Annotated in this window: 26 protein-coding genes; 12 read left to right on the plus strand and 14 right to left on the minus strand. The window is 73.2% G+C overall.

Translation table 11 applies throughout. The features are described from left to right. The 5 genes from bluB to cbiE all read right to left on the minus strand — a co-directional run bounded on the left by bluB (position 1) and on the right by cbiE (position 4,363). Positions 1-660, minus strand: coding sequence for a 5,6-dimethylbenzimidazole synthase (gene bluB / locus ACZ4TR_RS45860; RefSeq protein ID WP_465295001.1), 660 nt, complete (start codon positions 658-660; stop codon positions 1-3). Beyond that, positions 657-1,376, minus strand: a complete 720-nt coding sequence (locus tag ACZ4TR_RS45865; RefSeq protein ID WP_465295003.1) for a cobalt-precorrin-6A reductase — start codon at positions 1,374-1,376, stop codon at positions 657-659. The genes bluB and ACZ4TR_RS45865 overlap by 4 nt, the downstream gene beginning before the upstream one ends. Further along, a complete protein-coding gene (locus ACZ4TR_RS45870; protein ID WP_465295005.1) occupies positions 1,373-2,389 on the minus strand; it encodes a Gfo/Idh/MocA family protein in 1,017 nt (338 codons plus the stop codon). The genes ACZ4TR_RS45865 and ACZ4TR_RS45870 overlap by 4 nt, the downstream gene beginning before the upstream one ends. After that, entirely contained in the window at positions 2,386-3,147 is a 762-nt protein-coding gene (cobM, locus tag ACZ4TR_RS45875) for a precorrin-4 C(11)-methyltransferase (RefSeq protein WP_465295007.1), read from the minus strand. The genes ACZ4TR_RS45870 and cobM overlap by 4 nt, the downstream gene beginning before the upstream one ends. A gap of 64 nt (positions 3,148-3,211) precedes the next feature. Further along, positions 3,212-4,363: a precorrin-6y C5,15-methyltransferase (decarboxylating) subunit CbiE gene (gene cbiE, locus ACZ4TR_RS45880; protein ID WP_465295009.1), complete on the minus strand. Its 1,152-nt coding sequence runs from the start codon at positions 4,361-4,363 to the stop codon at positions 3,212-3,214. 68 nt (positions 4,364-4,431) lie between these two features. On the opposite strand from cbiE, the gene ACZ4TR_RS45885 reads away from it, so the two are divergent. The 5 genes from ACZ4TR_RS45885 to ACZ4TR_RS45905 all read left to right on the plus strand — a co-directional run bounded on the left by ACZ4TR_RS45885 (position 4,432) and on the right by ACZ4TR_RS45905 (position 9,821). Continuing rightward, positions 4,432-6,384 carry a putative cobaltochelatase gene (locus ACZ4TR_RS45885; RefSeq protein WP_465295011.1) on the plus strand — a complete coding sequence of 651 codons (1,953 nt, stop codon included), beginning with the start codon at positions 4,432-4,434 and terminating at the stop codon, positions 6,382-6,384. Beyond that, the gene (gene cobO, locus ACZ4TR_RS45890) at positions 6,384-6,998 is read left to right on the plus strand and encodes a cob(I)yrinic acid a,c-diamide adenosyltransferase (RefSeq protein WP_465295013.1); all 615 of its coding nucleotides are present in this window, start codon (positions 6,384-6,386) and stop codon (positions 6,996-6,998) included. Before ACZ4TR_RS45885 ends, cobO begins: the two co-directional genes overlap by 1 nt. After that, entirely contained in the window at positions 6,992-8,329 is a 1,338-nt protein-coding gene (locus tag ACZ4TR_RS45895) for a cobyrinate a,c-diamide synthase (RefSeq protein WP_465295015.1), read from the plus strand. Before cobO ends, ACZ4TR_RS45895 begins: the two co-directional genes overlap by 7 nt. After that, positions 8,316-9,371 carry an Rv2231c family pyridoxal phosphate-dependent protein CobC gene (cobC, locus tag ACZ4TR_RS45900; protein WP_465295017.1) on the plus strand — a complete coding sequence of 352 codons (1,056 nt, stop codon included), beginning with the start codon at positions 8,316-8,318 and terminating at the stop codon, positions 9,369-9,371. Before ACZ4TR_RS45895 ends, cobC begins: the two co-directional genes overlap by 14 nt. A gap of 84 nt (positions 9,372-9,455) precedes the next feature. Next, a complete protein-coding gene (locus tag ACZ4TR_RS45905) occupies positions 9,456-9,821 on the plus strand; it encodes a VOC family protein (RefSeq protein WP_465295019.1) in 366 nt (121 codons plus the stop codon). On the opposite strand, the gene ACZ4TR_RS45910 is transcribed toward ACZ4TR_RS45905, so the two are convergent. The 4 genes from ACZ4TR_RS45910 to cobU form a co-directional block, all read right to left on the minus strand. Then, positions 9,805-10,506 carry a helix-turn-helix transcriptional regulator gene (locus tag ACZ4TR_RS45910; RefSeq protein ID WP_465295021.1) on the minus strand — a complete coding sequence of 234 codons (702 nt, stop codon included), beginning with the start codon at positions 10,504-10,506 and terminating at the stop codon, positions 9,805-9,807. The genes ACZ4TR_RS45905 and ACZ4TR_RS45910 overlap by 17 nt on opposite strands. A 45-nt stretch (positions 10,507-10,551) precedes the next feature. Next, the gene (locus ACZ4TR_RS45915) at positions 10,552-11,271 is read right to left on the minus strand and encodes an adenosylcobinamide-GDP ribazoletransferase (protein WP_465295263.1); all 720 of its coding nucleotides are present in this window, start codon (positions 11,269-11,271) and stop codon (positions 10,552-10,554) included. Between the two features lie 217 nt (positions 11,272-11,488). Next, the gene (gene cobT, locus ACZ4TR_RS45920) at positions 11,489-12,502 is read right to left on the minus strand and encodes a nicotinate-nucleotide--dimethylbenzimidazole phosphoribosyltransferase (RefSeq protein ID WP_465295023.1); all 1,014 of its coding nucleotides are present in this window, start codon (positions 12,500-12,502) and stop codon (positions 11,489-11,491) included. 13 nt (positions 12,503-12,515) lie between these two features. Beyond that, the gene (gene cobU / locus ACZ4TR_RS45925; RefSeq protein WP_465295265.1) at positions 12,516-13,109 is read right to left on the minus strand and encodes a bifunctional adenosylcobinamide kinase/adenosylcobinamide-phosphate guanylyltransferase; all 594 of its coding nucleotides are present in this window, start codon (positions 13,107-13,109) and stop codon (positions 12,516-12,518) included. Between the two features lie 201 nt (positions 13,110-13,310). On the opposite strand from cobU, the gene ACZ4TR_RS45930 reads away from it, so the two are divergent. Continuing rightward, on the plus strand, positions 13,311-14,375 hold the full coding sequence (locus ACZ4TR_RS45930; protein ID WP_465295025.1) for a cobalamin biosynthesis protein: 1,065 nt from the start codon (positions 13,311-13,313) through the stop codon (positions 14,373-14,375). Further along, positions 14,372-15,853: a cobyric acid synthase gene (locus ACZ4TR_RS45935; protein ID WP_465295027.1), complete on the plus strand. Its 1,482-nt coding sequence runs from the start codon at positions 14,372-14,374 to the stop codon at positions 15,851-15,853. The genes ACZ4TR_RS45930 and ACZ4TR_RS45935 overlap by 4 nt, the downstream gene beginning before the upstream one ends. On the opposite strand, the gene ACZ4TR_RS45940 is transcribed toward ACZ4TR_RS45935, so the two are convergent. From ACZ4TR_RS45940 to ACZ4TR_RS45950, 3 genes are read right to left on the minus strand one after another with little or no spacing between them, the layout of a single operon-like run. Next, positions 15,850-16,305, minus strand: coding sequence for a hypothetical protein (locus tag ACZ4TR_RS45940; protein WP_465295029.1), 456 nt, complete (start codon positions 16,303-16,305; stop codon positions 15,850-15,852). The genes ACZ4TR_RS45935 and ACZ4TR_RS45940 overlap by 4 nt on opposite strands. Positions 16,306-16,347: 42 nt before the next feature. Further along, positions 16,348-17,118, minus strand: a complete 771-nt coding sequence (locus tag ACZ4TR_RS45945) for a CbtA family protein (RefSeq protein WP_465295031.1) — start codon at positions 17,116-17,118, stop codon at positions 16,348-16,350. Between the two features lie 18 nt (positions 17,119-17,136). Next, entirely contained in the window at positions 17,137-17,346 is a 210-nt protein-coding gene (locus ACZ4TR_RS45950; RefSeq protein WP_285448934.1) for a CbtB domain-containing protein, read from the minus strand. A 195-nt stretch (positions 17,347-17,541) separates the two neighbouring features. On the opposite strand from ACZ4TR_RS45950, the gene ACZ4TR_RS45955 reads away from it, so the two are divergent. After that, positions 17,542-18,441, plus strand: a complete 900-nt coding sequence (locus tag ACZ4TR_RS45955) for an ROK family protein (RefSeq protein WP_465295267.1) — start codon at positions 17,542-17,544, stop codon at positions 18,439-18,441. A gap of 132 nt (positions 18,442-18,573) precedes the next feature. Here the strand turns inward: ACZ4TR_RS45955 and ACZ4TR_RS45960 are convergent, their stop codons facing one another. Continuing rightward, positions 18,574-19,212 (minus strand): RICIN domain-containing protein, encoded by a 639-nt coding sequence (locus tag ACZ4TR_RS45960; RefSeq protein WP_364512087.1) that lies wholly within the window; start codon positions 19,210-19,212, stop codon positions 18,574-18,576. A 265-nt stretch (positions 19,213-19,477) separates the two neighbouring features. On the opposite strand from ACZ4TR_RS45960, the gene ACZ4TR_RS45965 reads away from it, so the two are divergent. From ACZ4TR_RS45965 to ACZ4TR_RS45975, 3 genes are all read left to right on the plus strand, one after another. Beyond that, positions 19,478-20,464 (plus strand): ArsR/SmtB family transcription factor, encoded by a 987-nt coding sequence (locus tag ACZ4TR_RS45965; protein WP_465295033.1) that lies wholly within the window; start codon positions 19,478-19,480, stop codon positions 20,462-20,464. 131 nt (positions 20,465-20,595) lie between these two features. Next, positions 20,596-21,474 carry a hypothetical protein gene (locus ACZ4TR_RS45970; protein ID WP_465295035.1) on the plus strand — a complete coding sequence of 293 codons (879 nt, stop codon included), beginning with the start codon at positions 20,596-20,598 and terminating at the stop codon, positions 21,472-21,474. Between the two features lie 22 nt (positions 21,475-21,496). Then, complete coding sequence (locus ACZ4TR_RS45975) at positions 21,497-21,790, plus strand: hypothetical protein (protein WP_465295037.1); 294 nt, start codon at positions 21,497-21,499, stop codon at positions 21,788-21,790. 3 nt (positions 21,791-21,793) lie between these two features. Here ACZ4TR_RS45975 and ACZ4TR_RS45980 read toward each other — a convergent pair whose 3' ends face one another. After that, on the minus strand, positions 21,794-22,366 hold the full coding sequence (locus ACZ4TR_RS45980) for a TetR/AcrR family transcriptional regulator (RefSeq protein ID WP_465295039.1): 573 nt from the start codon (positions 22,364-22,366) through the stop codon (positions 21,794-21,796). Positions 22,367-22,447: 81 nt separating this feature from the next. Between ACZ4TR_RS45980 and ACZ4TR_RS45985 the strand changes: the two genes are divergently transcribed. Then, the gene (locus ACZ4TR_RS45985) at positions 22,448-23,320 is read left to right on the plus strand and encodes an SDR family oxidoreductase (protein ID WP_465295041.1); all 873 of its coding nucleotides are present in this window, start codon (positions 22,448-22,450) and stop codon (positions 23,318-23,320) included. Positions 23,321-23,337: the final 17 nt, after the last annotated feature.

A 23,337-nucleotide genomic window follows, 5' to 3' on the forward strand; every position in this document is an offset into this window, starting at 1 on the left:
TCAGACGCCGGCGGCTGACGCAACCCCCGGGTCACGTGGCGTGAAGCGCCCGTGGTGCACCGCCTCGGCCAGGGGACGGCGGCTGCGCCAGCCGTGGCGCTCCAGGTCGGGCACGGTTTCCAGCCTGCTCACCGGCCCGACGCAGAGCCACGCGACCGGCCGGATGCCGTCCGGGATGCCGAGCAGCTCGCCGAGGAACGGCTCGCGGTAGAAGCTGACCCAGCCGACGCCGAGGCCCTCGGCGGTCGCGGCGAGCCACAGGTTCTGGATCGCGAGGCACACCGAGTAGAGGCCGGCGTCGGCGATGGCGTGCCGGCCGAGGACGTCGGGCGCGCCGCGGGCCGGGTCGTAGGTGACGACGACGCCGAGGCTCGATTCGAGGATGCCCTCGATCTTGATGTTCGCGAAGGTGCTCGCGCGGTCCTCGGTGAGCTGCTCCGCGAAGACCTCGCGCTCCTCGTGGACGTGCTTCGCGAACGTCTCGCGCGTCGCGGGGTCGTCGACCAGCACGAAGTCCCAGGGCTGGGTGAGCCCGACACTGGGGGCGGCGTGCGCGGCTTCGAGGATCCTCAGCAGGGTGGCTTCGGGGATCGGCTCGCCGGTGAACTCGCCGCGGACGTCCCGGCGTTTGCGCAGCACCTCGTAGAACTCTTCGATCATCGGTTCAGGACCCATTCGACGGCTTCGGCCACGGTGCCGGCGGTTTCCGCGCCCGGTCTCGCCGGCCGCCGGACCAGGAGGACGGGTTTGCCCAGTTCCCGCGCCGCCGTCAGCTTCGCGCTGGTCTGCGTGCCGCCGGAGTCCTTGGTGACCAGGACGTCGACCCGGCGGAGCAGCTCGCGCTCGGCGGCCACCTCGTACGGCCCGCGCGCGAGGATCAGCTCGTGGTGGCGGGGCAGCGGCGGCTCGGGCGGGTCGACGCAGCGGATCAGGAACCACAGGTCGTCGAGGTGCGCGAAGGCCGGGAGGCCCTGGCGGCCGCTGGTGAGGAAGACGCGTTCGCCCAGTTCGGGGAGTCTTTTCGCGGCGTCTTCGAGGTCGTCCGCCCAGTGCCAGACGTCGTGTTCGCCCGGTTCCCACCCGGGCCGGGCGAGCCTCAGCAGGGGAGTTCGCGTCTGTTCGGCCGCTTTCGCCGCGTTCGCGCCGATGCGCTCGGCGAAGGGGTGCGTCGCGTCCACAACGGCCTTCACGTCGTTCTCGTGCAGCCAGGCGGCGAGACCTTCCGGGCCGCCGAAGCCGCCTACGCGCACTTCGCCGACGGGGAGCCGCGGCCGGACGACGCGTCCGGCCAGCGAAGACACGACGCGGACTTCGCGTTCTACGAGGTCTTCGGCGAGCTCTCGCGCTTCGCTGGTGCCGCCGAGGACGAGGATCATCGCGAAGTTCCGTAGCCGACTGCCTCGCGCCACCGGTCCAGGGTGCGCAGGTTGGCCAGCGTCTCGGCCCAGGTCAGCTCGGGTGCCTGCCGGTCGCCGACGTGCACGGCGACGTGGTCCGCTTCGCGGGCGAAGACGCCTTGCGTCGCTTCGACCTCGATGATCTCGGGCTCGCCGCCGGCCGGGGTCAGGACGATCCGGGAGACGCCGGGGTCGCGCAGCGGGTGGATCCACGCCGGTTGCGGCACGTACAGCTGCCCGCGCGTGCCGAACACGCGGATGCCGTCCTCGCGGGTCAGCCGGATCCCGCAGGAGATCGTCGCGAGGATGTCGCCGGGCAGCCGGAGCAGGCCGGTGGCGTACTCGTCGACGCCTTCCGGGCTCAGGCGGGCCATCCCGGTGACCTCGGTGGGCTCCACGACGTCCTGGCCGGTCGCGGCCTGGGCGACCAGCCGGGCCAGCGACGTGCAGTAGCAGCCGACGTCGAGGATCCCGCCGCCGCCGAGGGCCGGGTCGCTCAAGCGGGCGGTCTCCTCGGGGTTGCTGTCGAAGGAGAACGTCGTGTCGACCGCGCGGACCTCGCCGATCGCGCCGCTCGTGATCAGCTCGACCAGCCGCCGCGTCTGCGGGTGCAGGCGGTACATGAACGCCTCCATGAGGAAGACGTCGTGTGCGCGGGCGGCGGCGATCACCTCTTCGGCGTCGGCGGCGGTGATCGTCAGCGGCTTCTCGCAGAGGACGTGCTTGCCCGCTTCGATCGCGGCGATGGCCCATTCCTTGTGCAGCGCGTGCGGCGTCGAGACGTACACGGCGTCGACGTCCGGGTCGGCGAGGAGGTCTTCGTAGCTGCTGTAGGCCTTGGGGATCTCGAAGCGGGCGGCGAATTCGCGGGCGCGGTCGCCGTTGCGCGCCGCGACCGCGGTCAGCGTGCCGTGCTTGCTTTCGCCGACGCCCGCGGCGAAGTGGGCGGCGATGGTCCCGGCGGCCAGCAGGCCCCAGCGCAGTTCGGTCACAACGACTCCGGTTGGTTCGCCCGGTCGCGGGCACTGGAATAGAGGAAGCTGTCGGGGAAGCCCGCGGCGGCGAGCACCCGGCCGACGAAGATGGTGGCGGCCCGCGTCATCCCGGCTTCGCGGACCAGCTGGGGGAGCTCGCCGAGTACCCCGCGCACGACGGTCTCGCCGGGCTGGCTCGCGAGCGCGACGACGGCGACGGGGCAGTCGGCGCCGTAGTGGGGGGCGAGCTCCTCGGTGACCCGCTCGACGTGGTTGATCGCGAGGTGCAGCGCGAGGGTCGCCTCCGTGGCGGCGAAGGCGGCGAGGCTTTCCTTGGGCGGCATCTTGGTGGAGCGCGCCTGGACGCGGGTGATCACCAGGCTCTGCCCCACTTCGGGCACGGTGAGCTCCCGGTTCAGCACGGCGGCCGAAGCGGCGAAGGCGGGTACGCCGGGTACGACCGCGTAGGGGACGTTCGCCGCGTCGAGCCGCCGGGCCTGCTCGGCGACGGCGCTGTAGAGCGAGGGATCGCCGGAGCAGAGCCGCACGACTTCGTGGCCGTTTTCGTGCGCTTCGACGAGCTTCCCGACGATCTCTTCGAGGCTGAGGTTCGCGGTGTCGACCAGCGTCGCTTCGGGCGGGCAGTACGCGAGCAGGCCGGGCGGCGTCATGCTGCCGGGGTAGAGGCAGACGGCGCAGCGGGCGAGCAGGTCCCGGCCCCGGACGGTGATGAGGTCCGCGGCACCCGGCCCGGCCCCGACGAAGTGCACGGTCATCGCCCGCCACCTCCCGCCGCCGGCTCCGGTCTGAAGGGCCCCTTCGGACCGGGCGGATGTGCGGTCATCGGCTGCTCCACTGCGTCACGGTCCGGGCGGGGGTCCACCCGGTGAACCCCCCGAGCGGCGCGGCGCGTTCGACCGCGATCCGCAGCAGTTCACCACCTCGCTCGGCGTACAGGTCACCGAGGATCCGTTCGGCTTCCAGCGTCACCCCGTGCGCGACCAGCCGCGCCCCCGTCGCCAGGCAGGCGTCCAGCACGCCCGGCGCGGTCAGGCCGCCGCCGACGAAGATCGCGTCCGGGGCCGGGAGCGCGCTCAGCGACTCCGGGGCCGGGCCGGTCACCACCTGCAGCTCCGGAACGCCCAGGTCCAGCGCGTTCCGGCCGATCCGCTCGGCGCGGTCCGGATTCTGCTCGACCGCGATGGCGCGGTTCAGCTCGTGCAGCCGCGACCATTCGATCCCGACGCTGCCCGCGCCCGCGCCGACGTCCCACAGCAGCTCACCGGGGCTCGGCGCGAGCCGCGCCAGCGCCGAGACACGCAGATCGCGCTTCGTCAGCTGGCCGTCGTGGGAGTACACGTCGTCCGGGATGCCGATCAGGGGCAGCGCCGGCCCTTCGCACGTCAGCGCGAACACCGTCAGCGGCCCGGGGTCGCCGGCCCAGCCGTCGGAGATGCGCTCGTCCGGCCCGCCCAGGTTCTCCAGCGCGAACAGCTCGCTCTCGCCGTACCCGCGCACGGTCAGCAGGGAGCGCAAGGCCGCCGCGTCGGCACCCAGGACGAGCACCCGCCGCCCCGGCGCCAGCACCCGCGCGACCCGGGCCGACGACCGGCCGACGAGCGTCACCACCTCGGTCTCCTCGGCGGACCAGCCCAGCCGGGCCCGGGCCAGCGTCACCGACGAGAGCGCGGGGAGCGCCTCGACCTCGTATCCGTGGGCCACGAGCGTGGTGCCGACCCCCGACAAAAACGGATCCCCGCTGGCCAGGACGCAGATGCGCTGTCCCTCGTGCTCGGCGATGACCGCGTCGAGCCCGGGCAGCAACGGCGACGGCCACGGCTCGCCGGGAACGTCCGACGGCAGGTACGCCAGCTGCCGCGGCGCGCCCAGCACGACGTCGGCGCCGAGCACCAGAGCTTGAGCCTGTTCCGACAGCCCAGCCCACCCATCGGCCCCGATTCCCACCACCGTCAACCGTGATTTTTCGCGCACGATTTCCCACCCTAAGCGAGCCCGGCGCTGTGCGATGATCGGCCGGTCGCCGAGCTGGAGGAGTGCTGTTGAAGCCGTACCCGTTCACCGCCGTCGTCGGGTTGCCGGACCTGCGCCTGGCGCTGGTTCTCTCCTCGATCTCGCCCGCCATCGGCGGGGTGCTGGTGCGCGGTGAGAAGGGCACGGCGAAGTCGACCATCGTCCGGGCGCTCGCGGGTCTGCTGCCCGGCGTCGACGTCGTGGACGGCTGCCGGTTCTCCTGCGATCCCGCGGCGCCCGACCCGCTCTGCCCGGACGGCCCGCACGATCGCGCGCAGAGCCACCGGCGGCCGGCGAAACTGGTCGAACTGCCGGTCGGCGCGGCCGAGGACCGCGTCGTCGGCTCGCTGAACCTCGAACGCGCGCTGGGCGAAGGCGTCACGGACTACCAGCCCGGCCTCCTGGCCGCCGCGCACCGCGGGCTGCTCTACGTCGACGAGGTCAACCTGCTCCACGACCACCTCGTCGACACCCTGCTCGACGCCGCCGCGATGGGCCGCGCGACCGTGGAGCGCGAGGGCGTCTCGGTGTCGCACGCCGCGCGGTTCGTGCTGATCGGCACCATGAACCCCGAGGAAGGCGAGCTGCGGCCGCAGCTGCTGGACCGCTTCGGGCTGACCGTCGAGGTCGCTTCCAGCCGCGACCCGGAGCAGCGCGTCGAGGTCGTCCGGCGCCGGCTGGCCTACGAGGCCGATCCGGACGGGTTCGCCGCGCAGTACGCCGACGAAGACGCCCGGCTGGCCGAAGAGATCGAGTCGGCGCAGAAGCTGCTGCCCGCCGTCAAGCTGCCCGACGACGCCCTGCGCCAGATCGCCGAGATCTGCGCGTCCTTCGAGGTCGACGGCATGCGCGCGGACATCGTCACCGCGCGGACCGCGGTCGCGCACGCGGCCTGGGCCGGCCGCGACGAGGTGACCACCGACGACGTCCGCGTCGCCGCGCGGCTCGCGCTGCCGCACCGGCGCCGCCGGAACCCCTTCGACGCGCCCGGGATCTCGGAAGAGCAGCTGGAGCAGGCCCTTCAGGACGCCCGGCCCCCGGAGCCGGGCCCCGAAGACGACGGCCCCGGCTCGGGTTCGTTGCCCGAGGAAGCGCCGCAAGAAGTCCCGCAGGGAGACGCGCCGCAGGGCGAGCCCCAGCAGAAGCAGAACGGCGGGCAGCAGAAGACCGTCGGCGCCGGCGAGACGTTCAAGGCCCGCGTGTTCTGCGTCAAGGGCACGGGCGAAGGCGAGCGCGGCCGCCGTTCGCGCGCGATCACCGACAGCGGCCGCACCATCGGCGTCCAGCCCCCGAGCGTCCGGGACGGGCGGCCGCACCTGGTCGCGACCGTCAAAGCCGCGGCGCCGCACCAGAAGGCCCGGGGCCGCGACGGCGCCGGGCTGAAGCTGCGCCGGCAGGACCTGCGCTTCGCACTCCGTGAAGGCCGCGAAGGCAACCTCGTGCTGTTCTGCGTCGACGCGTCCGGCTCGATGGGCGCGAAGGCGCGGATGCGCGAGGTCAAGTCCGCGGTGCTGTCGCTGCTGCTCGACGCCTACCAGCGCCGCGACAAGGTCGGGCTCGTCACGTTCCGCGGCAACGCCGCCGAGCTCGCGCTGCCGCCGACGATCAGCGTCGACGCGGCCGCGTCCCGCCTCGAAGGCCTGCCGACCGGCGGCCGGACGCCCCTCGCGGAAGGCCTCCTGGAGGCCGCGCGGGTGCTGCGCGTCGAGGAGATCCGCGACCCGCGGCGCCGTCCGCTGCTGGTCGTCGTCACCGACGGCCGCGCCACCAGCGGCCCCGACGCCGTCGCGCGCGCCCAGGCCGCGGCCGGCCTGCTCGCCGGTGTCACCGCCATCGTCATGGACTGCGAAAGCGGCAAGATGCGGCTCGGCCTGGCCGCCGATCTCGCCGCCCACCTCGGCGCCGAACACGTGCCCCTGGGCGAGGTCGCCGCCGAGTCCCTCACGAGCGCCGTCCGCGCCCGGACCGGGAAGGCCGCCTGATGCCGCAAGGAAAACCGGACGTCGTCCCGGCCGACGGCCTGACCACGCGCCAGCGCCGCAACCGGCCGCTGCTCGCCGTGCACACCGGCGAGATGAAGGGCAAGTCGACGGCCGCGTTCGGGATGGCCCTGCGTGCCTGGAACCAGGGCTGGTCGATCGGCGTGTTCCAGTTCGTCAAGTCGGCGAAGTGGCGCGTCGGCGAGGAAGCCGCGTTCCGCGCGCTCGGCAAGCTGCACGACGACACCGGCGAGGGCGGGCCGGTCGAGTGGCACAAGATGGGCGAGGGCTGGAGCTGGGCGCGCAAGTCCGGCTCCGAAGAGGACCACGCGGCGAACGCGCGTGAGGGCTGGGCGGAGATCAAGCGCCGGCTCGCCGCCGAGACGCACGATTTCTACGTCCTCGACGAATTTTCCTACCTGCTCAAGTGGGGCTGGCTTGACGTGGCCGACGTGGTGTCCGCTTTGGTCTCGCGGCCCGGGCACCAGCACGTCGTCATCACCGGCCGGTACGCGCCGCCGGAGCTGGTCGAAGCCGCCGACCTGGTCGCCGAGATGACCAAGGTCAAGCACCCGATGGACGCGGGCCAGAAGGGCCAGCGGGGGATCGAGTGGTAGCGCGCGTGGTCATCGCCGCGCCCGGTTCGGGGCACGGCAAGACCACGGTCGCCGCCGGGCTGATGGCGGCGCTGCGCGAGGCCGGGCACCGCGTCTCCGGGCACAAGGTCGGCCCCGACTTCATCGACCCGGGCTACCACGCCCTCGCGACCGGACGCCCCGCGCGCAACCTGGATCCGTTCCTGCAGGGCGAAGACCGGCTGATCCCCTTGCTGCGCCACGGTTCCGCCGGTGCGGACATCGCCGTCATCGAGGGCGTGATGGGCCTGTTCGACGGCGCTCTCGGCACCGAGGGCTACGCCTCGACCGCGCACGTCGCCCGGCTCCTGGACGCGCCGGTCGTGCTGGTGGTGGACGCGTCGGCGGCGTCGCGCAGTGTCGCGGCGACCGTGCTCGGGTTCGCTTCCTACGACACGCGGGTGCGGCTGGCCGGGGTCGTCCTCAACAAGCTGGGTTCGCAGCGGCACCTCGACGAGATCGCGGCCGCGCTGGAGGCCACCGGCGTCCCGCTGCTGGGAGCGTTGTACCGCAACGAAGAGATCCACGCGCCGAGCCGGCACCTCGGGCTCGTCCCGGCGGCGGAACGGTCCGCCGAAGCCGAGCGCGTGCTGCCTTCGCTGGCCGCGTGGGTGCGCGACGGGGTCGATCTCGAAGCGATCGTCCGGATCGCTTCGGCGGCGTCCCCGCTTTCCGCGCCACCGTGGGAGCCGTCCGGTGTGGACGGTCCGCGGGTGACCGTCGCGGCCGCGGGCGGTCCCGCGTTCACGTTCCGCTACACCGAGAACGTCGAGCTGCTGGCCGCGTGCGGCGTCGACGTGGTCGATGTGGATCCCTTGCGGGACAAGGCGTTGCCCGAGGGGTGCGCCGGTCTCTACTTCGGCGGCGGCTTCCCCGAAGTCCACGCGGCGGAACTGTCGGCCAACACGTCGTTGCGGCTCGAGGTGGCGTCGGCGATCGAACGCGGGATGCCGGTGAGCGCGGAATGCGCGGGCCTGCTGTACCTGTGCCAGTCGCTGGACGGCGTGCCGATGGTCGGCGCGCTGCCCGCGGACGCGAAGATGACCGCGCGCGGCAAGCTCGGCTACCGGCGCGCGGTCGCCGTCGAGGACAACGTCCTGGCCACGGCCGGGCAGCGCGTCACCGGGCACGAGTTCCACCGCACCGAGGTCACGCCGTCGCACGGCACCTCGGCGGCCTGGGGCTGGGACCGGCAGCTGGACGGCTTCGCGTCGCCGACGCTGCACGCGTCCTACCTGCACGTCCACTGGGCCGGATATCCCGAGCTGGCGCAGCGGTTCGCTTCCCGGGTTCGCGGGTATGCCGGTGCCTGATTCCGCCTCCGTGGGAGGGAACACGTCGGCGGGCTACGACCTGCACCACCACGGCGACCGCGAGGTCGGGCCGGGGCTGGTCGACCTCGCCGTGAACGTCCGGCTGCCGCGCCCGCCCGCGTGGCTGCGGCAGGAGCTGGCGTCCGCTTTGGACTCCCTGGCGGCCTATCCGTCCCCTGTGGAGGCTGAGGGCGCGGTCGCCGCGCGCCACGGCCGTCGTTCGGAAGAAGTCCTGGTCACCGCGGGCGCGGCGGAAGCGTTCACGCTGCTGGCTTCGGCGCTCCGGCCGCGGCACGCCGTGGTCGTACATCCGCAGTTCACCGAGCCGGAAGCGGCGTTGCGAACGGCCGGCCACGCCGTCTCGCGCGTGATCCTGTCCGAAGAGGACGGTTTCGTGCTCGACCCGGCGCTGGTCCCGGACGACGCCGACCTGGTGTTCGTGGGCAACCCGACGAACCCGACGTCGGTGCTGCACCCGGCGGCTTCACTCCTCGAGCTGGTGCGTCCCGGCCGGCTGCTCGTGGTCGACGAGGCGTTCCTGGACGCGGTCCCCGGCGAAAGCGAAAGCCTGGCCGCCGGTGTGCCGGGCGTCGTCGTGCTGCGCAGCCTGACGAAGACGTGGGGCCTGGCCGGGCTGCGGGCGGGGTACGTGCTCGCTTCGCCGGACGTCGTCGAGCGGCTGCGGGCGGTGCAGGTGCCGTGGTCGGTGTCCACTCTGGCCGGGGTGGCGACGGTGGCGTGCTGCCGTCCGTCCGCTTTGGAGGAAGCGGAAAAGCTGGCGGTCGCGGCGGAATCGGACCGCGAGTACCTGGTGTCCGGCCTGGCCGACGCGGGCGTCACGGTGCTGGGCGACCCGCGTGGCCCGTTCGTGCTGGTCCGGATCCCGGACGGCGCGGCGGTGCGGGCGCGGCTGCGTGAAGCGGGCTACGCGGTGCGCCGCGGCGACACGTTCCCCGGGCTCGGCCCGGACCACCTGCGCCTGGCGGTCCGCGACCGCGCGACGACCGACGCGTTCCTGGCGGCGCTGCGCGAAGTTTCGTAAACACCGACAGGGGGCTGTCGCCACCACCGCCGAAAGTGGGTGTCGCCGCCGGGAAACGCCCGGCGTGGCAGTGGAAGGAACGACATGCCCCGATTCAACGACGTCGCCTGGTTCGAAATCGGTGCCGCCGACCCGGCCGCCGCGGAACGGTTCTACGGCGACGTCTTCGGCTGGGCCGTCGCGCAGGACGACTCGGCCAGCACCGACGCGGCCTACCGGGTCGTCGACACCGGCGGTTCGCGCGGCGGGCTCTTCGCGACCAAGGGCGAAATGCCCGATTACGCGGTGTTCACCGTGCTCGTCGAGGACGTCGAAGCCACGTGCCGCCGGGTCGAGGAGGCCGGCGGGAAGGTGCAGCGGCCGGCGGCGGTGAACCCCGTCGGCGTGACGTTCGCGCACGTGCTGGACCCCGCGGGCAACCACTTCTCGGTGTTCACTCCGCCAAAGTGAGCTGCTCGACCACGCCGTAGGGGATGTCGAGGTCCTCGCGCCGCAGCGGGCGGGGCGGGGGCACCTCGGCGGTGACCGCGACCGAGGTGATCCGGTCGGTGCGGAAGGCGCGGACCTCGTCGCGCAGCCGGCACCAGGCCACCAGGTACCAGTGCGCCGGCTTGCCGACGTACCCCAGCGGCTCGATGTCCCGCCGCGTCTCGGCGCCTTCGCGATCGCCGTAGCCGATGCGCAGGACGCGGCGGGTGACGAGCGCGTCGGCCAGCACGCGGGGGAGCGGCGGGAGGCTGCCCGCGTCGGCGAGGAAGTGGACGCGGCCGGCCAGGGCCTCGGCCGCGGCGGCGTCGTCCTCCTGCATCGCGGCGACGAGCTTGCGCAGCGCCGAGCCCGCTTCGGCGCGGAAGGGCGTGCCTTCCAGCCGTCTGAGGGCGATGGCCATCGCGACGGCCTCGCCGGGGGTCAGGTTGACCGGCGGCAGGGTGCGCGCCTTGTCGAGGCAGTACCCGCCGGTGCGGCCGGGTTCGGCGTAGATCGGCGTGCCCGACTGCTGCAGCGCGCTGATGTCGCGCTCGACGGTGCGGGTGCTGACTTCGAACCGGCCCGCGAGCCAGCGCGCACTGCGGGGCCGCGGCGCGACGGCGCGCAGTTCTTCGACGAGGGCGTAGAGACGGTCGGTCCGGTTCACGGTCCGGACCTTAGGCGTGGGGTACGACGTTTTACGCGAGCGGTTTTACGCGAGCGCGAGCAGCGAGGCGGCGACGGCGACCTCGACCCCGGCGCCGAGGACGTCGCCGGTGACACCGCCGAGGCGCCGGGTGCACCTGGCCAGGAGGGCCGCGGCCACGACGTAGGCGATCGCCACGGCCAGCGGGCCCCGCCACCAGGCCATCCCCGGGATCAGAGCGCTCGCCAGGGCGGCGGCCACGGCGATGCCGATCGCGACGGTTCTCGGGACCGAACCGGCGACGGTCGCCCCGAGTCCTTCGGGCCGCGCGGACGGCACCCCGCGCGCGCAGGCCATCGAGAGCGTGCAACGCCCGACGAGCACACTCACGACGACGGCGGTGATCGGATGGCCGGCTTGGCTGAGCGCGCCGACTTGGACGAGCAGCACGAAGACGAGCGTCGCGACCCCGGTGGGTCCGGAGTCCCCGCGGCGCATGACGTCGAGGGCCTTGGCGCGGTCGTAGGAGGCCCCGAGGCCATCGGCGGTGTCGGCGAGCCCGTCGAGGTGCAGGCCCCGGCTCCCGAGCGCGACGGCCCCGAGGGCGAGCGCGGCGGTGGCGATCTCAGGGAGGCCGAGCGCGTTCCCCCCGGCGACGACGAGCCCGGCGGCGGCGGCGAGGGGGACGGCGGCGAGGGGCGCGAGCCCCATGGCACCCCCGGCGACGCGCCGATCGATGACGCGGGGCGCCGGGACGGGAACGGTGGTGAGGGTCCCGACGGCCATCCGCACGGAGTCGCCCCAGCGGCTCACGAGCGCCCCAACGCCACATTGGGTGCGTCTGACGCACCGAACGCCACATTGGGTGCGTCTGGCGCACCGGACGCCACATTGGGTGCGTCCCACGCACCGAACGCCACATTGGGTGCGTCTGGCGCACCGAACGCCACATTGGGTGCGTCCCACGCACCCAACGCCACATTGGGGCGCTCCCGCCTACCGCTCACGCCAGGTCCGCCAGCAGTCCCATGTCCGCGATGATCGCCCGCGCCGCCCGCAGGGCCGGGACCGCCTGGACCGCGCCGCTCCCCTCGCCGAGCCGCAGCCCGAAGTCCAAGATCGGTTCCAGCCCCAGGGCCTTCAGCGCGAACGCCTGCGAAGGCTCGGTGGACCGGTGCCCGGCCAGCCACCACTGCTCCGCCCCCGGCGCGATGTCCCGCGCGACCAGGGCCGCCGCGCCCGAGAACACCCCGTCCAGCAGCACCGGGATCCGCCGCAGCGCCGCCTCGACCAGGAACCCCGCCGTCGCCGCCACGCATGCGCTGCCCAAAGCCGTCAGGCGCGAGAACGGGTCCTCCAGCCGGCCCGAAGTCCGAGCCAGAGCCGCCGCGACCGCCTCCGTCTTGCGCTCCAGCCCCGCGGCGTCGACGCCCGTTCCCGTGCCGACCACCTCGGCCGCCGGCAGGCCGAGCGAGGCCGCCACCAGCGCCGCGCACATCGCCGTGTTGCCGATCCCCATATCGCCCGGGATCAGCACGTCCGCGTCCGCTTCCTCCCGGGCGATCGCCCGGCCGGCCTCGAACGCCGCCTGCGCCTCGCCCGGCGCCAAAGCGTCCTCGACGTCGATCGAGCCCGACCCGCGGCGGATCTTGTGCGCCGTGACCGACGCCGGCACGTCCGCGCCGTCCCAGTCGACGCCCAGGTCGGCCACCCGGACCTTCGCGCCGACCTGCGCCGCCAGGACGTTCACGCCGCTCTTGCCGGCGAGGAACACTCGCACCATCGCCGCGGTCACCTCGCGCGGGTACGCCGACAGCGCCGACACGCCGTGGTCGCCCGCGAAGACGACCACCCGGACGTCGTCCAGCGGGCGCGGCGGCACGCTCCCGTGCGCCGCCGCCAGCCAGGCGGCGATCTCCTCCAGCCTGCCGAGCGCGCCGAGCGGCTTGACCAGGCCGTCGAGCCGCTCGAGTGCGGCGGCGCGGGCGGCGGGGTCGGGCACGGGAACGTCGAACACGGGCGCCTCCTGGCTACAGGTCGAGCGCCCGGCCCGCGACGACCAGCACGACCCGGTCGGCGTCGGCGGACACCCGGTTGTTCAGTGCGCCCAGCACATCACGGAACAGCCGTCCGGACGACGTTGCGGGCACCACACCGCTGCCGACCTCGTTGCTGACCGCGATCACCGGCACGCGCGCCGCGGCCCAGGCGGCCAGGAAGTCCTCGAGCCGGTCGTCCAGCCGGTGCTCCCAGCCCGGCTTCTGCCGCCACGCGCCGACGTCGTCCAGCACGCGGGAGAGCCAGGTGCCGAGGCAGTCGATCAGCAGCGGCTCGGTCGCGTTGCGGAGGGTGCCCGCCAGGTCCGTGGTCTCGACGGTCTTCCAGTGCGCCGGCCGCCGCGCCTGGTGCGCGGCCACGCGTGCGGCCCATTCGGGATCGTCGTCGCTCGCGGGGAGGCCGGGCGCGACGTAGACGAGGTGCGAGTGGTGGGCGGCGAGCCGCTCGGCGTGCCGGGACTTCCCCGAGCGGACGCCACCGAGGACCAGCACCTTGCTGTCGTCGCGTCCGTACCGGCGAAGGGCGCGTGCCAGTGTTTCGAGGTACCCGGCGAGCCGGGACGTCAGCCCCGCCGACGGTTTCTTGCCCGCGGAAGCGGCGTTGGGCTCCGCCGACGTTCTCTTTCCCGTGGAAGAGGCGTTGGGCTCCGCCGACGTTCTCTTTCCCGCGGAAGAGGCGTTGGGCTCCGCCGACGTTCTCTTTCCCGCGGAGGCGGCGTTGGGCACAGTCATACCCGGCATTGTGGTGCACGCGCTACCGTGCGCCACGTGCCACTCCGTCTAGGGACAACCGCGGCCGGACTCGTGACCGGATATGTCGCCGACACCCTGTTCGGCGACCCCCGACGGGGGCACCCGGTCGCGCTCTTCGGTTCGGCGGCGGCGCGCCTCGAACGCGTCCTGTGGGCGGACTCGAAGCCGCGCGGAGCCGCGTACGCGGGGTTGTGCGCCTTCAGTGCTGTCGGCCTCGGCGTCGCGCTTCAGACGGCGACACGGCGACGTCCCTTCGCACGCTTCGCGCTCACTGCGACGTGTACGTGGGTAGTGCTCGGCGGACGCGGCCTCGCGGCCGAAGGCGCCGAAATGGCCCTCCTGCTCGAAGCGGGTGAAGTACCTTCGGCGCGTACACGGCTCTCGCACCTCTGCGCGCGCGACGCGACGACGCTCGACTCCGCCGAGCTGACCCGCGCGGCGACCGAGTCGATCGCCGAGAACACCTCGGACGCCGTGGTGGCGCCGTTGTTCTGGGGCGCGGTCGCCGGGATGCCCGGGCTGCTCGGCTACCGCGCGCTCAACACGCTCGACGCGATGGTCGGGTACCGGTCACCGCGCTACCGCCGCTTCGGGTGGGCCGCGGCGCGGGCCGACGACGTGGCCAACCTGGTGCCGTCGCGGCTCGGAGCGGCGCTCACGGCGTTGTGCGCGCCGCTGGCGGGAGGCCGCACGCGAGGCGCGTGGCGGGTCTGGCGCCGCGACGGCGGGCAGCACCCGAGCCCGAACGCGGGCCAGGTCGAGGCGGCGTTCGCGGGGGCGCTGGACATCCGCCTCGGCGGGACCAACAGCTACGGCGGCGAAGTGGAGAGCCGGGCGCGGCTGGGTGAGGGACGCGATCCGGAGCCGGTCGACCTGAGGAGAGCGGTGCGGCTGTCCCGGCTGGTAGGGGTGGCCGCGGTGGTGGTGGCCGCCGGGGCGGCGGCCCCCGCCCTGTCTGGGGTGCGGCCCGGCAAAGTCGGGGTGGCGCGAATGAGTCGTTCGCGACGTTCGGACCGCGGGCGAACGCTGGTGACCCGTTCCGCATCCGCGGTGGTGGCCGCGGCGGGGGCTGCTCGATGAGCGGCCTCCTGATCGCCGGGACGACGTCCGATGCCGGCAAGAGCCTCGTCACCGCCGGGGTCTGCCGGTGGCTTGCCCGCCAGGGCGTCCGCGTCGCCCCCTTCAAGGCGCAGAACATGTCCAACAACTCCATGGTCTGCGCCGACGGGGCCGAGATCGGGCGCGCCCAGTGGCTGCAGGCGCGCGCCGCGCGGGTCGAGCCCGAAGCCGCCATGAACCCCGTGCTGCTCAAGCCCGGCAGTGATCGGCGCAGTCACGTCGTCGCGCTCGGGAAACCCTTCGGGACCCTCGAAGCCGGCGAGTACGCGACCGGGCGCGCCGGGCTCGCCGAGATCGCCTTCGCCGCCTACGAAGACCTCAGCTCCCGCTACGACGTCGTCGTCTGCGAAGGCGCCGGCAGTCCCGCCGAGATCAACCTGCGCGGCGGCGACTACGTCAACCTGGGGCTCGCGCGGCGGTTCGGGCTGCCCGTCCTCGTCGTCGGCGATATCGACCGCGGGGGCGTCCTGGCCGCCATGTTCGGCACCCTCGCCCTGCTCTCCGCCGACGACCAGGCGCTCGTCGCCGGCTGGGTGGTCAACAAGTTCCGCGGCGACGTCGGCCTGCTGCGGCCCGGCCTGGACAGCCTCGAGAAGGTGACCGGCCGGCCGGTGCTGGGCGTGCTCCCGTGGCTCGACCGCGTCTGGATCGACTCGGAGGACGCCCTCGCCGCCGCGGGCTGGCGCCGCGAGGCCCACGGCCGGGGGCTGGCGGTGGCCGTCGTGCGCTTCCCGCGCGCCTCCAACGCCACCGACGTCGACGCCCTCGCCGCCGAACCCGGTGTCACCGTCACACTCACGGCCGACCCCGACACCGTCGCGGCGGCGGACGTCGTGGTGCTGCCCGGATCGCGCGCCACCGTGGCCGACCTCGCCTGGCTGCGCGACCGCGGCCTCGACGCGGCGGTGGCCGCCCGCGCCGCGGCGGGCCGGCCGGTGCTCGGCATCTGCGGCGGCTACCAGATGCTCGCCGAGTCCATTGTGGACGAGGTAGAGTCCGGCGCCGGTGCGGTACCGGGCCTCGGCCTGCTGCCGGCGCGGGTCACGTTCGCCGAAGAGAAGGTGCTCGCCCGCCCGTCGGGGGAGTGGCGCGGCAACCGCGTCGACGCGTACGAGATCCACCACGGCTCGGTGACGATGTCGTCGGCGCAGGAGTCCTTTTTGGACGGCGTGCGCCAGGGCCCGGTCTGGGGCACGATGTGGCACGGCGCCTTCGAAAACGACGCCTTCCGCCGCGCGTGGCTCACGGAAGCGGCGGCCCAGGCCGGGGTCGGCTGGACGCCGGCGGCGGACGCCCCCGGCTTCGCCGACCTCCGCGAGGAGATGCTGGAAAAGCTGGCCGACGCGATCGACGAGCACCTGGACACGGCGGCCCTGCGCACCCTCCTGGAGCTGGGCGCGCCGAAGGACCTGCCGTTCGTCCCGCCCGGCGCGCCCTAGCGCAACGGGTCCTCGAGCCCGCTGTCCGGCTTCGCCGCCACGTCCGGGTGCAGCCGGGCGTCCGCTCGGCGCGCTTCGCGGGTGAGACCCAGCAGGACGATCGCGGCCGGGACCGCCATGAAGACCAGCACGAACACGTGACCTCGCGACGCCGCCCCGGTGACCAGGCCGCACAAACCGAGAACGATCCCCGGACCGCTCACCCAATACGGCAGGAACCGTGCCCAGGGCGACCGCTTCCCGGTGCGCAGCCAGTACAGAGTACCGATCAGCAGCACCGCGAAAGGCACGGTGACCACCACCCAGACGGCCGTCCACTCGCCCACGCCGACCGAGGTCAGCCAGTCTGCCCCGATCGGCGTGAGCGCCATGAGCGCCAAGGTCATGAACAGGACCTTGATCGTCAGCCGGATCGTCGCCGGGTTCGCCACCGTTGCCCCCTCGTCGTCCACCGCACCACGCCCGAAGGGGCCGGACGGTTGCCGGTCACGAGGTCACGATGCGGTGACGGCGGCCTTCCTCGTGAGCGACTTCTCTGCGAGCGCACCGAACGCCAGGCCCAGCGCCAGCCACAGCGTCACCTGGGTACCGACCGAAGCCGTGCGGAAGCTCCACAGCGTCGAGGCCGGGAAGTCCGCCGGGACCTCGTCGACCGCCGGCATCAGCCAGGCCACCACGCCGATCACGACGAGGTAGCCCGCCGCGGCCAGGAGGAAGCCGTTCCACGCGCCGAAACGGTCCGCGAGCTTGCGGCCGGACACCGTCGCGAGGATGCCCACCAGGAGCGACACCGCGACGAACCCGAAGTACAGCTCGGTGCGCGAGCCGATCGTGCCCGGCTGGCCCACCGCCGGCGGGTTGGCCGGGTACTTCAGGAACGGCACCAGGAACACCACGGCGAACGCGCCGCCGGTGAGCAGCAACGCCGTCACGCGAGGGCGGAGGTGGCCGAGGCGGCCCTGCGCGAACGCGAAGGCGAGCGAGAGCAGGCCGCCGATCGCGACGCCGTAGACCACGACGCCGGTGAGCAGCCCGGCGGTGCTCTGGATGTCCCGGGGGACGAGCTCCTCTTCGGGTTCCTCCGCCGGCGCGGGAGTGGCGCCCGCGTCGTGGGAGTGGGAGTGGGAATGGGTATGGCCACCGGACTCTTCGAGGCCGATGGCGGTGGTGACGGACGGCTCGCCGAAGGCGTAGGCGAACCCGAACGCGAGCACACCGGCGATCAGGCCCGCGAGCATGCCGCGGACCAGCAGGGTCTTCATCATGGGAAGCCGTGCCGCCGATCAGTGGCAGGGGAAGGCCAGCAGGTGCCGGCCGTCGTGCACGAACTCGTGGACGTACGTGTTCGCGAACACCGCGGTCGCGCCCTGCTCGGCGCTCACGAAGTACAACGCGATCAGGGCGAGGAGCACCACGAACACCGCCCACGGCACGATCTCACGGATCGGGATGCGGATCGGGAGCGGGACGGCGGGAGCTGCCGTGTGGGACATGAGCGTGGCCTCCTCGGGCTTTCGCGGCCTCATCGGGGTCGTTCACGAGGGTCCGGGTCTGGCTTCCCCCTGGCGGGGGTCACAGTGGCGCGACCGCGCGGACTTGCACCGCGTTCCGGAATCTCCTCGTCTGGCCGGTTGAGCGTAGGTCCGCCGTTCGGGCTCCGTCAATGTGACAATGCCGCGGTGACTCGAATGGTGGCGGCCCTCGATGTGGGCGGGACGACGATCAAGGCGGCGTTGCTGGACGAGCAGCTCCAGCCCCAGGCGGCGCTGCGCGCGGAGACGGCGCGCAGCGCGGACGGCACGGCATTGGCCGCGCAGGTTGCGGACATCGTGGCCGCGTTGACCTCGCAGGCCGGTACCGGGGCGCCGGCCGCGGTCGGCGTCGTCGTGCCCGGGATCGTGGACGAGGAGACCCGCGTCTGCCATTTCTCGGCCAACCTCGACTGGCGCGAGGTCCCCTTCGGCGAGCTGCTGGAAGACCGGCTCGGGCTGCCGGTGGCGTTCGGGCACGACGTCACCGCGGGCGGCATCGCCGAGTTCCGCGTCGGCGCGGGACAGGGCGCGACGAACGCGGCGTTCATCCCGGTCGGGACGGGGATCGCGGCCGCGCTGCTGCTCGACGGCCGGATCCACCGCGCGCACGGGCAGGCGGGCGAGGTCGGGCACATCGACGTCGGCCACCCTGGCAAGTGCGGCTGCGGCGCGATCGGCTGCCTGGAGGCGATTTCCTCGGCGGCGGCGATCGCCCGCCGCTACACCGAACGCACCGGCCGCGCGGCCGACGGCGCCCGCGAGGTGGTCGAGCTGGCCCGCCACGGGGACGAGGTCGCCGTGGCGGTGGTGCAGGACGCGCTCGATGGTCTGGGCCACGGGATCCGCACGTTGCTGACGCTGCTGGGGCCGGAGGTGATCGTCCTCGGAGGCGGGTTGTTCACGGCGGCGGACTACGTGCTGGAGCCGGTGCGGGAGTGGCTGGCTTCGCACCTGACGTTCCAGCGGATGCCGGAGCTGCGGATCGCGAAGCTGGGCGACGAGGCCGGGCGGCTGGGAGCGGGGTTGCTGGCCTGGGACCGCCTGGCGGAGCTGTGAGCCAGGGGCCCGCGCGGTGAACGGCTCTTCCCACCCGTGGAACCGTTCGCCGGCAACGGAAACGCGGGCCCCGTCCGGGACCCGCGTTTCCGATCAGTGCCTCAGTGACTCAGTGCTTCGGCCGGAAGTGGCTCAGTACCACCACTGCGACTTGCCACCGGCGATGTAGTCCCACAGCTGCAGCCGCGTGCCGTTGGCGCCGACCGAACCCTCGCCGGTCAGGTACCGGTTGTTCTGCGGGCTCTGCAGCCGCAGGTAGCCCTCCGGGTTCACGGTGTCGGCCCACCACTGGTTCTTGGCGCCGGCGCGGTAGTCCCACAGCTGGATCTTGGTGCCGTTGGCGCCGGCCGTGCCGAGGTCGGCGTCGAGGTACCGGCCGCTCTGCACGTTCTGGAAGCGCAGGTAGCCCTCCGGGATGCGGGTGATGTAGAACGCCTGGTTCGCGGCGTACACGTCGCAGTCCCACAGCTGCATCTTCGTGCCGTTGGCGCCGATGGTGCCCAGGTCCCCGTCCCAGCAACGGCCGAACGCGGCCGACTCGATCAGGTAGGCGTCGGCCTCGGCGACCTGCGCGCCCGCGACCCCGGCGGTGGACCGGTGCGCGGCACCGACCTTCGCCGGCCGCAGCTTGATCCCGCCGGCGAGCGCCGAAACCGCGGTTCCCTGACCCTCGGCCGGAGCCGGCGCCGCGCCGGCCTGCGGGACGGACACGAGGCCGAACAGCCCCGCCGCCGCGGCGACCGTCACCATCAGCCGCTTCATCTTCGTCATCGTTCCCCTTTTCGTCGGTTCACCCGTGGTCACGAAGGAAGAAGGCAGGCGCGAACCGGCCCCGGGCCACCGTGGACCCGGCGCGAGGACGTGCCGGCGAATCCCCCTCGTCGAGACCGTCAAACCCCGAAAGCGGTCTCCGAAACCATCATTCAGTGCGCTCCCGTCGTCGTCGAGGTCATTTCCGCGAGGGGACAGAACGCACGTCAGGCGTGTAACGGAACGGATGCGGCGCCGATAGACGGGCAGACACCAGGGGGAGCACGTGCGCATCGAGCTGACGTTGCGGGACCTCGTCCGCGTCGGGCTCGCGGCCGCGGCCGATCCGATGGGCGAGCTCGCCGCGAGCCTGCAGGTCCTGCAACGGCGGGACGGCGGCCGCGCGGCGGCTTCGGCGGCGTTCAACCGGTGGCGCTACCGCGTGTGGCAGAGCCTGCCCGACTCGGCCGCGGTGCTCATGTGGCTCTGCCGGCCGGACGCGCCGATCCCGCAGTTCCTGCTGCCCGCGGCGGGCCGCTACGAGCTGGAGTCCGGGCTCACGGCGGTGCTCAAGACCGATTCGGTGAGCCTGAAGACGGCGTTGCGCACGGCGCCGGCCGATCACGACCTGCCGGCGTGGGCCGCCGCGCTCGCGGACGGCGACACGGCGGGTCTTCCGCGGCTGGTCCAGGTCATGCGCGAGTACCACGAGCTCGCGCTCGCCCCGGGCTGGGACACGGTGTCCGGCCAAGTGGACGCCGACCTCGGGATGCGCACGCAGCTGCTGCTCCACGGCGGTGTCGATGCGCTGCTGACCGGCCTCCGCCCGCTGGTGCGCTGGGAGGCGCCGGTCCTGGAGACCGAAGACCGGATCCCGGGCACGGTCCCGTCGGAGGGCACCGGCCTGCTGCTGGTGCCGACGTACTTCTCGGTGTGCGCGGCCCTGGTCCCCGCGGCCCCGGGCGGCACGCCGCGGCTGCACTACCCGTGCGTCCGCCAGGCTGCGCCGCCCGCGGGCTTCGGGCGCGGGGCGCGCAAGGCGTCGGGCAAGGCGCTGGCGGAGCTGCTGGGCCCGACCCGCGCGGCCGCGCTGACGGTCCTGGAGGTGGGCTGCTCGACGTCCGAGCTGGCGGCGCGGCTGGGGGTCACGCCGTCGGCGGTCAGCAAGCACACCACGGTGCTGCGGCGCGCCGGGCTGATCATCACGCACCGCGAGCGCAACACCGTGCTGCATTCGCTCACCCCGCTGGGAAGCGCTCTCCTGGACGGCTGAGCGGTGGCGAATCACCTTTCGTCCCGCTTTCGCGTATTCGGTTACCGGTCATTTCCACGTCAGTTCCGCCGGACCCGGTAGCGGAATTCCCGCGGCCGCCGACATCCGCCCCGAGAAACGCGGAGGCGGAGATGAAACCAGGACGTTGGCAGCCGGTCGTGCTGATCGCGATCGTGAGCGGGGTGATCGGGGTCGCGGGCTGTGCCACCGGCCCGGTCGACCGGCGGGCGCTGTGCACCCAATTCGATGAACTCGGTCAGGAATTCCTGACCTCGAGCGGATTGTTCGACAACGCCGTTTTCTCGAGTGCCGGCGATCTGGGGGATCTGGCCGGCCGGTACCAGGGCGGTGGGCTGAGCGCGGACGCCGCCGCGCTGGAGCGGATCTCCGACGCCGACCGGACGAACGGCTTCGAGCTGGAGCGCGCCACGGCCGGGACCGCGAAGGTCTGCGGGCACCCGCTCGGCATCGGGACGACGAGCTACGCGGGCACCGGCGGCGGGAGCACGCGGGCGGACGGCGGCTACGGGAGCTACGGCTACTCGACTCCCACGACGTCGACGGTGTCCGTGCCGTACACCTACGCCGAGCCACCCACGTCGTCGGCACCGACGACCTCGGCCGGCGACGAGACATCCGCCCAGAGCACGCTCCGGCAGCAGGTGGACACCGACCGGACCCAGGTGGAAGTCCTGGCGGGCCAGTGGGTTCCGCAGCTGTCGTCGAAGAACTACGGCTTGGTCGCGGACGGAAGGACCTACGACTACCGCGCGATCTGGGCCGACTTCACTTCGACCCGCCAGTCGTACCCGTCGGCCCTGCTGCTCTGGTCCGGCGACTACACGAGCTACACCAAGGGCGACTTCTGGGTCACGGTGGCGAGCCGCTCGTTCGGTTCCGGCGCGGAGGCCAACGCCTGGTGCGTTGCCGAGCACCTCGACGCCGACCACTGCTTCGCCAAGCTCGTTTCGCACAGCCACGGACCCAAGGGCAGCACCCTGCCCCGCTGAAGCCACCAGGAAGGGAATTGTCATGAGCGCGTACGAAGTCTTCAGCCTGCTCAGCGGCGTCGTCATGGTCGGGGTCGCCTTCGCGCCCAAGATCAAGGCGTCCGAACGGTTCTGGGCCGTCGTCAGCGGAGTTCTCCTGATCGGCTACGCGATCTATGTCGCCAACCAGACGAGCGGGACCTTCTCCTTCCCCTGGATCATCTTCGTGATCCCCTTCGCCGCCGCGGGCTACCTCGTGGTGCAGGCCGTCACGAGGAGCCGCGAGACCGGCGACCAGCGGGCCGGCGACCGGCAGAACGAAGATCGGACTCGGTGAAGCTCAACCGAGCTTGGCCGTCGCCTCGACGAGTTCCGACAGGGCTTCCCGGGCCACTTCGCCGAAGTCCCGTTCGTTCGCCGGGGCCACCCAGCGGGCGAAGCCCGTCGTGAACGCCAGCCCGCCGATCTCGGCGGCCAGGCTCGCCGCCGGGTCGGGGACGCCACGCTCTCGCAGCGCATCCGCCATGGCGGCGCGGAGCTTGGCCTTCTTCAACAGCTCGCGCTCGCGCAGGTCGGTGTGGCCCGCGACCACCGTCTGGACCTTGCGGGCCCACTCGCGGTGGTCCGGGCCGAACGCCGTCTCGGTGGCCGTCAGCGCGGCCGAGATCGCCTCGATCGGGGTCGCCGAGGCGGGGGCGGCGGCGATCGCCTCTGCGAAGATGCGGCTCAGGATGTCCTGGCCCGCGAACAGCACCTCGCGCTTGTCGGTGAAGTGCCGGAAGAACGTCCGCTTGGTCAGGCCGGCGCGCTCGGTGATCTCCGCGACCGTCACCTCGTCGTAGCCGCGCTCGAGGAACGACGCCACCGCGGCGCGCACCAGCCGCTCGCGTGCGTTCGGCTCCCAGCGGCTCATGCCTCCAGCTTAAGCGATGACACCCGGTGCCGTCAGACGTGGTAGCTTGACGGCACCAGGTGTCATCACAGGGAGGTTCTCATGCGTGTCTTCGTCACCGGTGCGAACGGCTGGATCGGCTCGGCCCTCGTGCCCGAGCTGCTCGACGCCGGCCACCAGGTCGTCGGCCTCGCCCGATCGGACGCGGCCGCGGCGGCCGTCGAAAAGATGGGCGCCGACGTGCTCCGCGGCGACCTGGACGATCTCGAAACGCTCAAAACCGGAGCCGAAAACGCCGACGGCGTCGTCCACCTCGCCTTCGGCCACGACTTCAGCCGGATGGACGCCGCGATCCGGACCGACGCGGCCGCCGTCGGCGCCATGACGGCCGTGCTCGACGGCAAGCCGTTCGTCGCCGCCTCGGGGACGCCGTTCACGGCCGGGCGCGCGGCGACCGAGCAGGACGAGGCCGTCTTCGGGGGCCCGGTGGCCGGCCGGGCGGACATCGCCCGCGCCGTTCTCGCGACGACGGAACGCGGCGTCCGCGCGTCCCTCGTCCGGCTCCCGCGCTCGGTGCACGGCGAAGGGGACGCCCACGGGCTCATCGCGCGGCTCGTCGACGCGGGGCGGCAGAAGGGCATCGCGGCCTACGTCGGCGACGGGACGGCCCGCTGGCCGGCGGTGCACGTCCTGGACGCGGCCCACCTCTTCCGCCTGACGCTGGAGCAGGCGCCCGCGGGTTCCGTGCTGCACGCGGTGGGCGACGAGGGCGTGGCCATCCGCGACGTCGCGGAGGTGGTCGGCCGCCGGCTCGGCCTGCCGGTCACGTCCGTCGAAGCCGACGAACTCGGCTTCCTCGGCGCGCTCCTGGCGATCGACCAGCCGGCGTCCGCCGAGCTGACCCGGGAGCTGCTCGGCTGGCAGCCGGCGCACCCCGGGCTGCTGGACGACCTCGAAAAGGGTTACTACGGCTGAAAGTGGGACAGCGCCGG

Source organism: Amycolatopsis sp. NPDC028719 (assembly GCF_055565395.1).

Coding starts and splice junctions, on each gene's coding strand:
- bluB (WP_465295001.1), bottom strand. CDS start 660: ATGATCGAAGAGTTCTACGAGGTGCTGCGCAAACGCCGGGACGTCCGC.
- ACZ4TR_RS45865 (WP_465295003.1), bottom strand. CDS start 1,376: ATGATCCTCGTCCTCGGCGGCACCAGCGAAGCGCGAGAGCTCGCCGAA.
- cobM (WP_465295007.1), bottom strand. CDS start 3,147: ATGACCGTGCACTTCGTCGGGGCCGGGCCGGGTGCCGCGGACCTCATC.
- cobO (WP_465295013.1), top strand. CDS start 6,384: ATGCCGCAAGGAAAACCGGACGTCGTCCCGGCCGACGGCCTGACCACG.
- cobC (WP_465295017.1), top strand. CDS start 8,316: ATGCCGGTGCCTGATTCCGCCTCCGTGGGAGGGAACACGTCGGCGGGC.
- ACZ4TR_RS45905 (WP_465295019.1), top strand. CDS start 9,456: ATGCCCCGATTCAACGACGTCGCCTGGTTCGAAATCGGTGCCGCCGAC.
- ACZ4TR_RS45915 (WP_465295263.1), bottom strand. CDS start 11,271: ATGGCCGTCGGGACCCTCACCACCGTTCCCGTCCCGGCGCCCCGCGTC.
- ACZ4TR_RS45935 (WP_465295027.1), top strand. CDS start 14,372: ATGAGCGGCCTCCTGATCGCCGGGACGACGTCCGATGCCGGCAAGAGC.
- ACZ4TR_RS45945 (WP_465295031.1), bottom strand. CDS start 17,118: ATGATGAAGACCCTGCTGGTCCGCGGCATGCTCGCGGGCCTGATCGCC.
- ACZ4TR_RS45950 (WP_285448934.1), bottom strand. CDS start 17,346: ATGTCCCACACGGCAGCTCCCGCCGTCCCGCTCCCGATCCGCATCCCG.
- ACZ4TR_RS45955 (WP_465295267.1), top strand. CDS start 17,542: ATGGTGGCGGCCCTCGATGTGGGCGGGACGACGATCAAGGCGGCGTTG.
- ACZ4TR_RS45960 (WP_364512087.1), bottom strand. CDS start 19,212: ATGACGAAGATGAAGCGGCTGATGGTGACGGTCGCCGCGGCGGCGGGG.
- ACZ4TR_RS45970 (WP_465295035.1), top strand. CDS start 20,596: ATGAAACCAGGACGTTGGCAGCCGGTCGTGCTGATCGCGATCGTGAGC.
- ACZ4TR_RS45975 (WP_465295037.1), top strand. CDS start 21,497: ATGAGCGCGTACGAAGTCTTCAGCCTGCTCAGCGGCGTCGTCATGGTC.
- ACZ4TR_RS45980 (WP_465295039.1), bottom strand. CDS start 22,366: ATGAGCCGCTGGGAGCCGAACGCACGCGAGCGGCTGGTGCGCGCCGCG.
- ACZ4TR_RS45985 (WP_465295041.1), top strand. CDS start 22,448: ATGCGTGTCTTCGTCACCGGTGCGAACGGCTGGATCGGCTCGGCCCTC.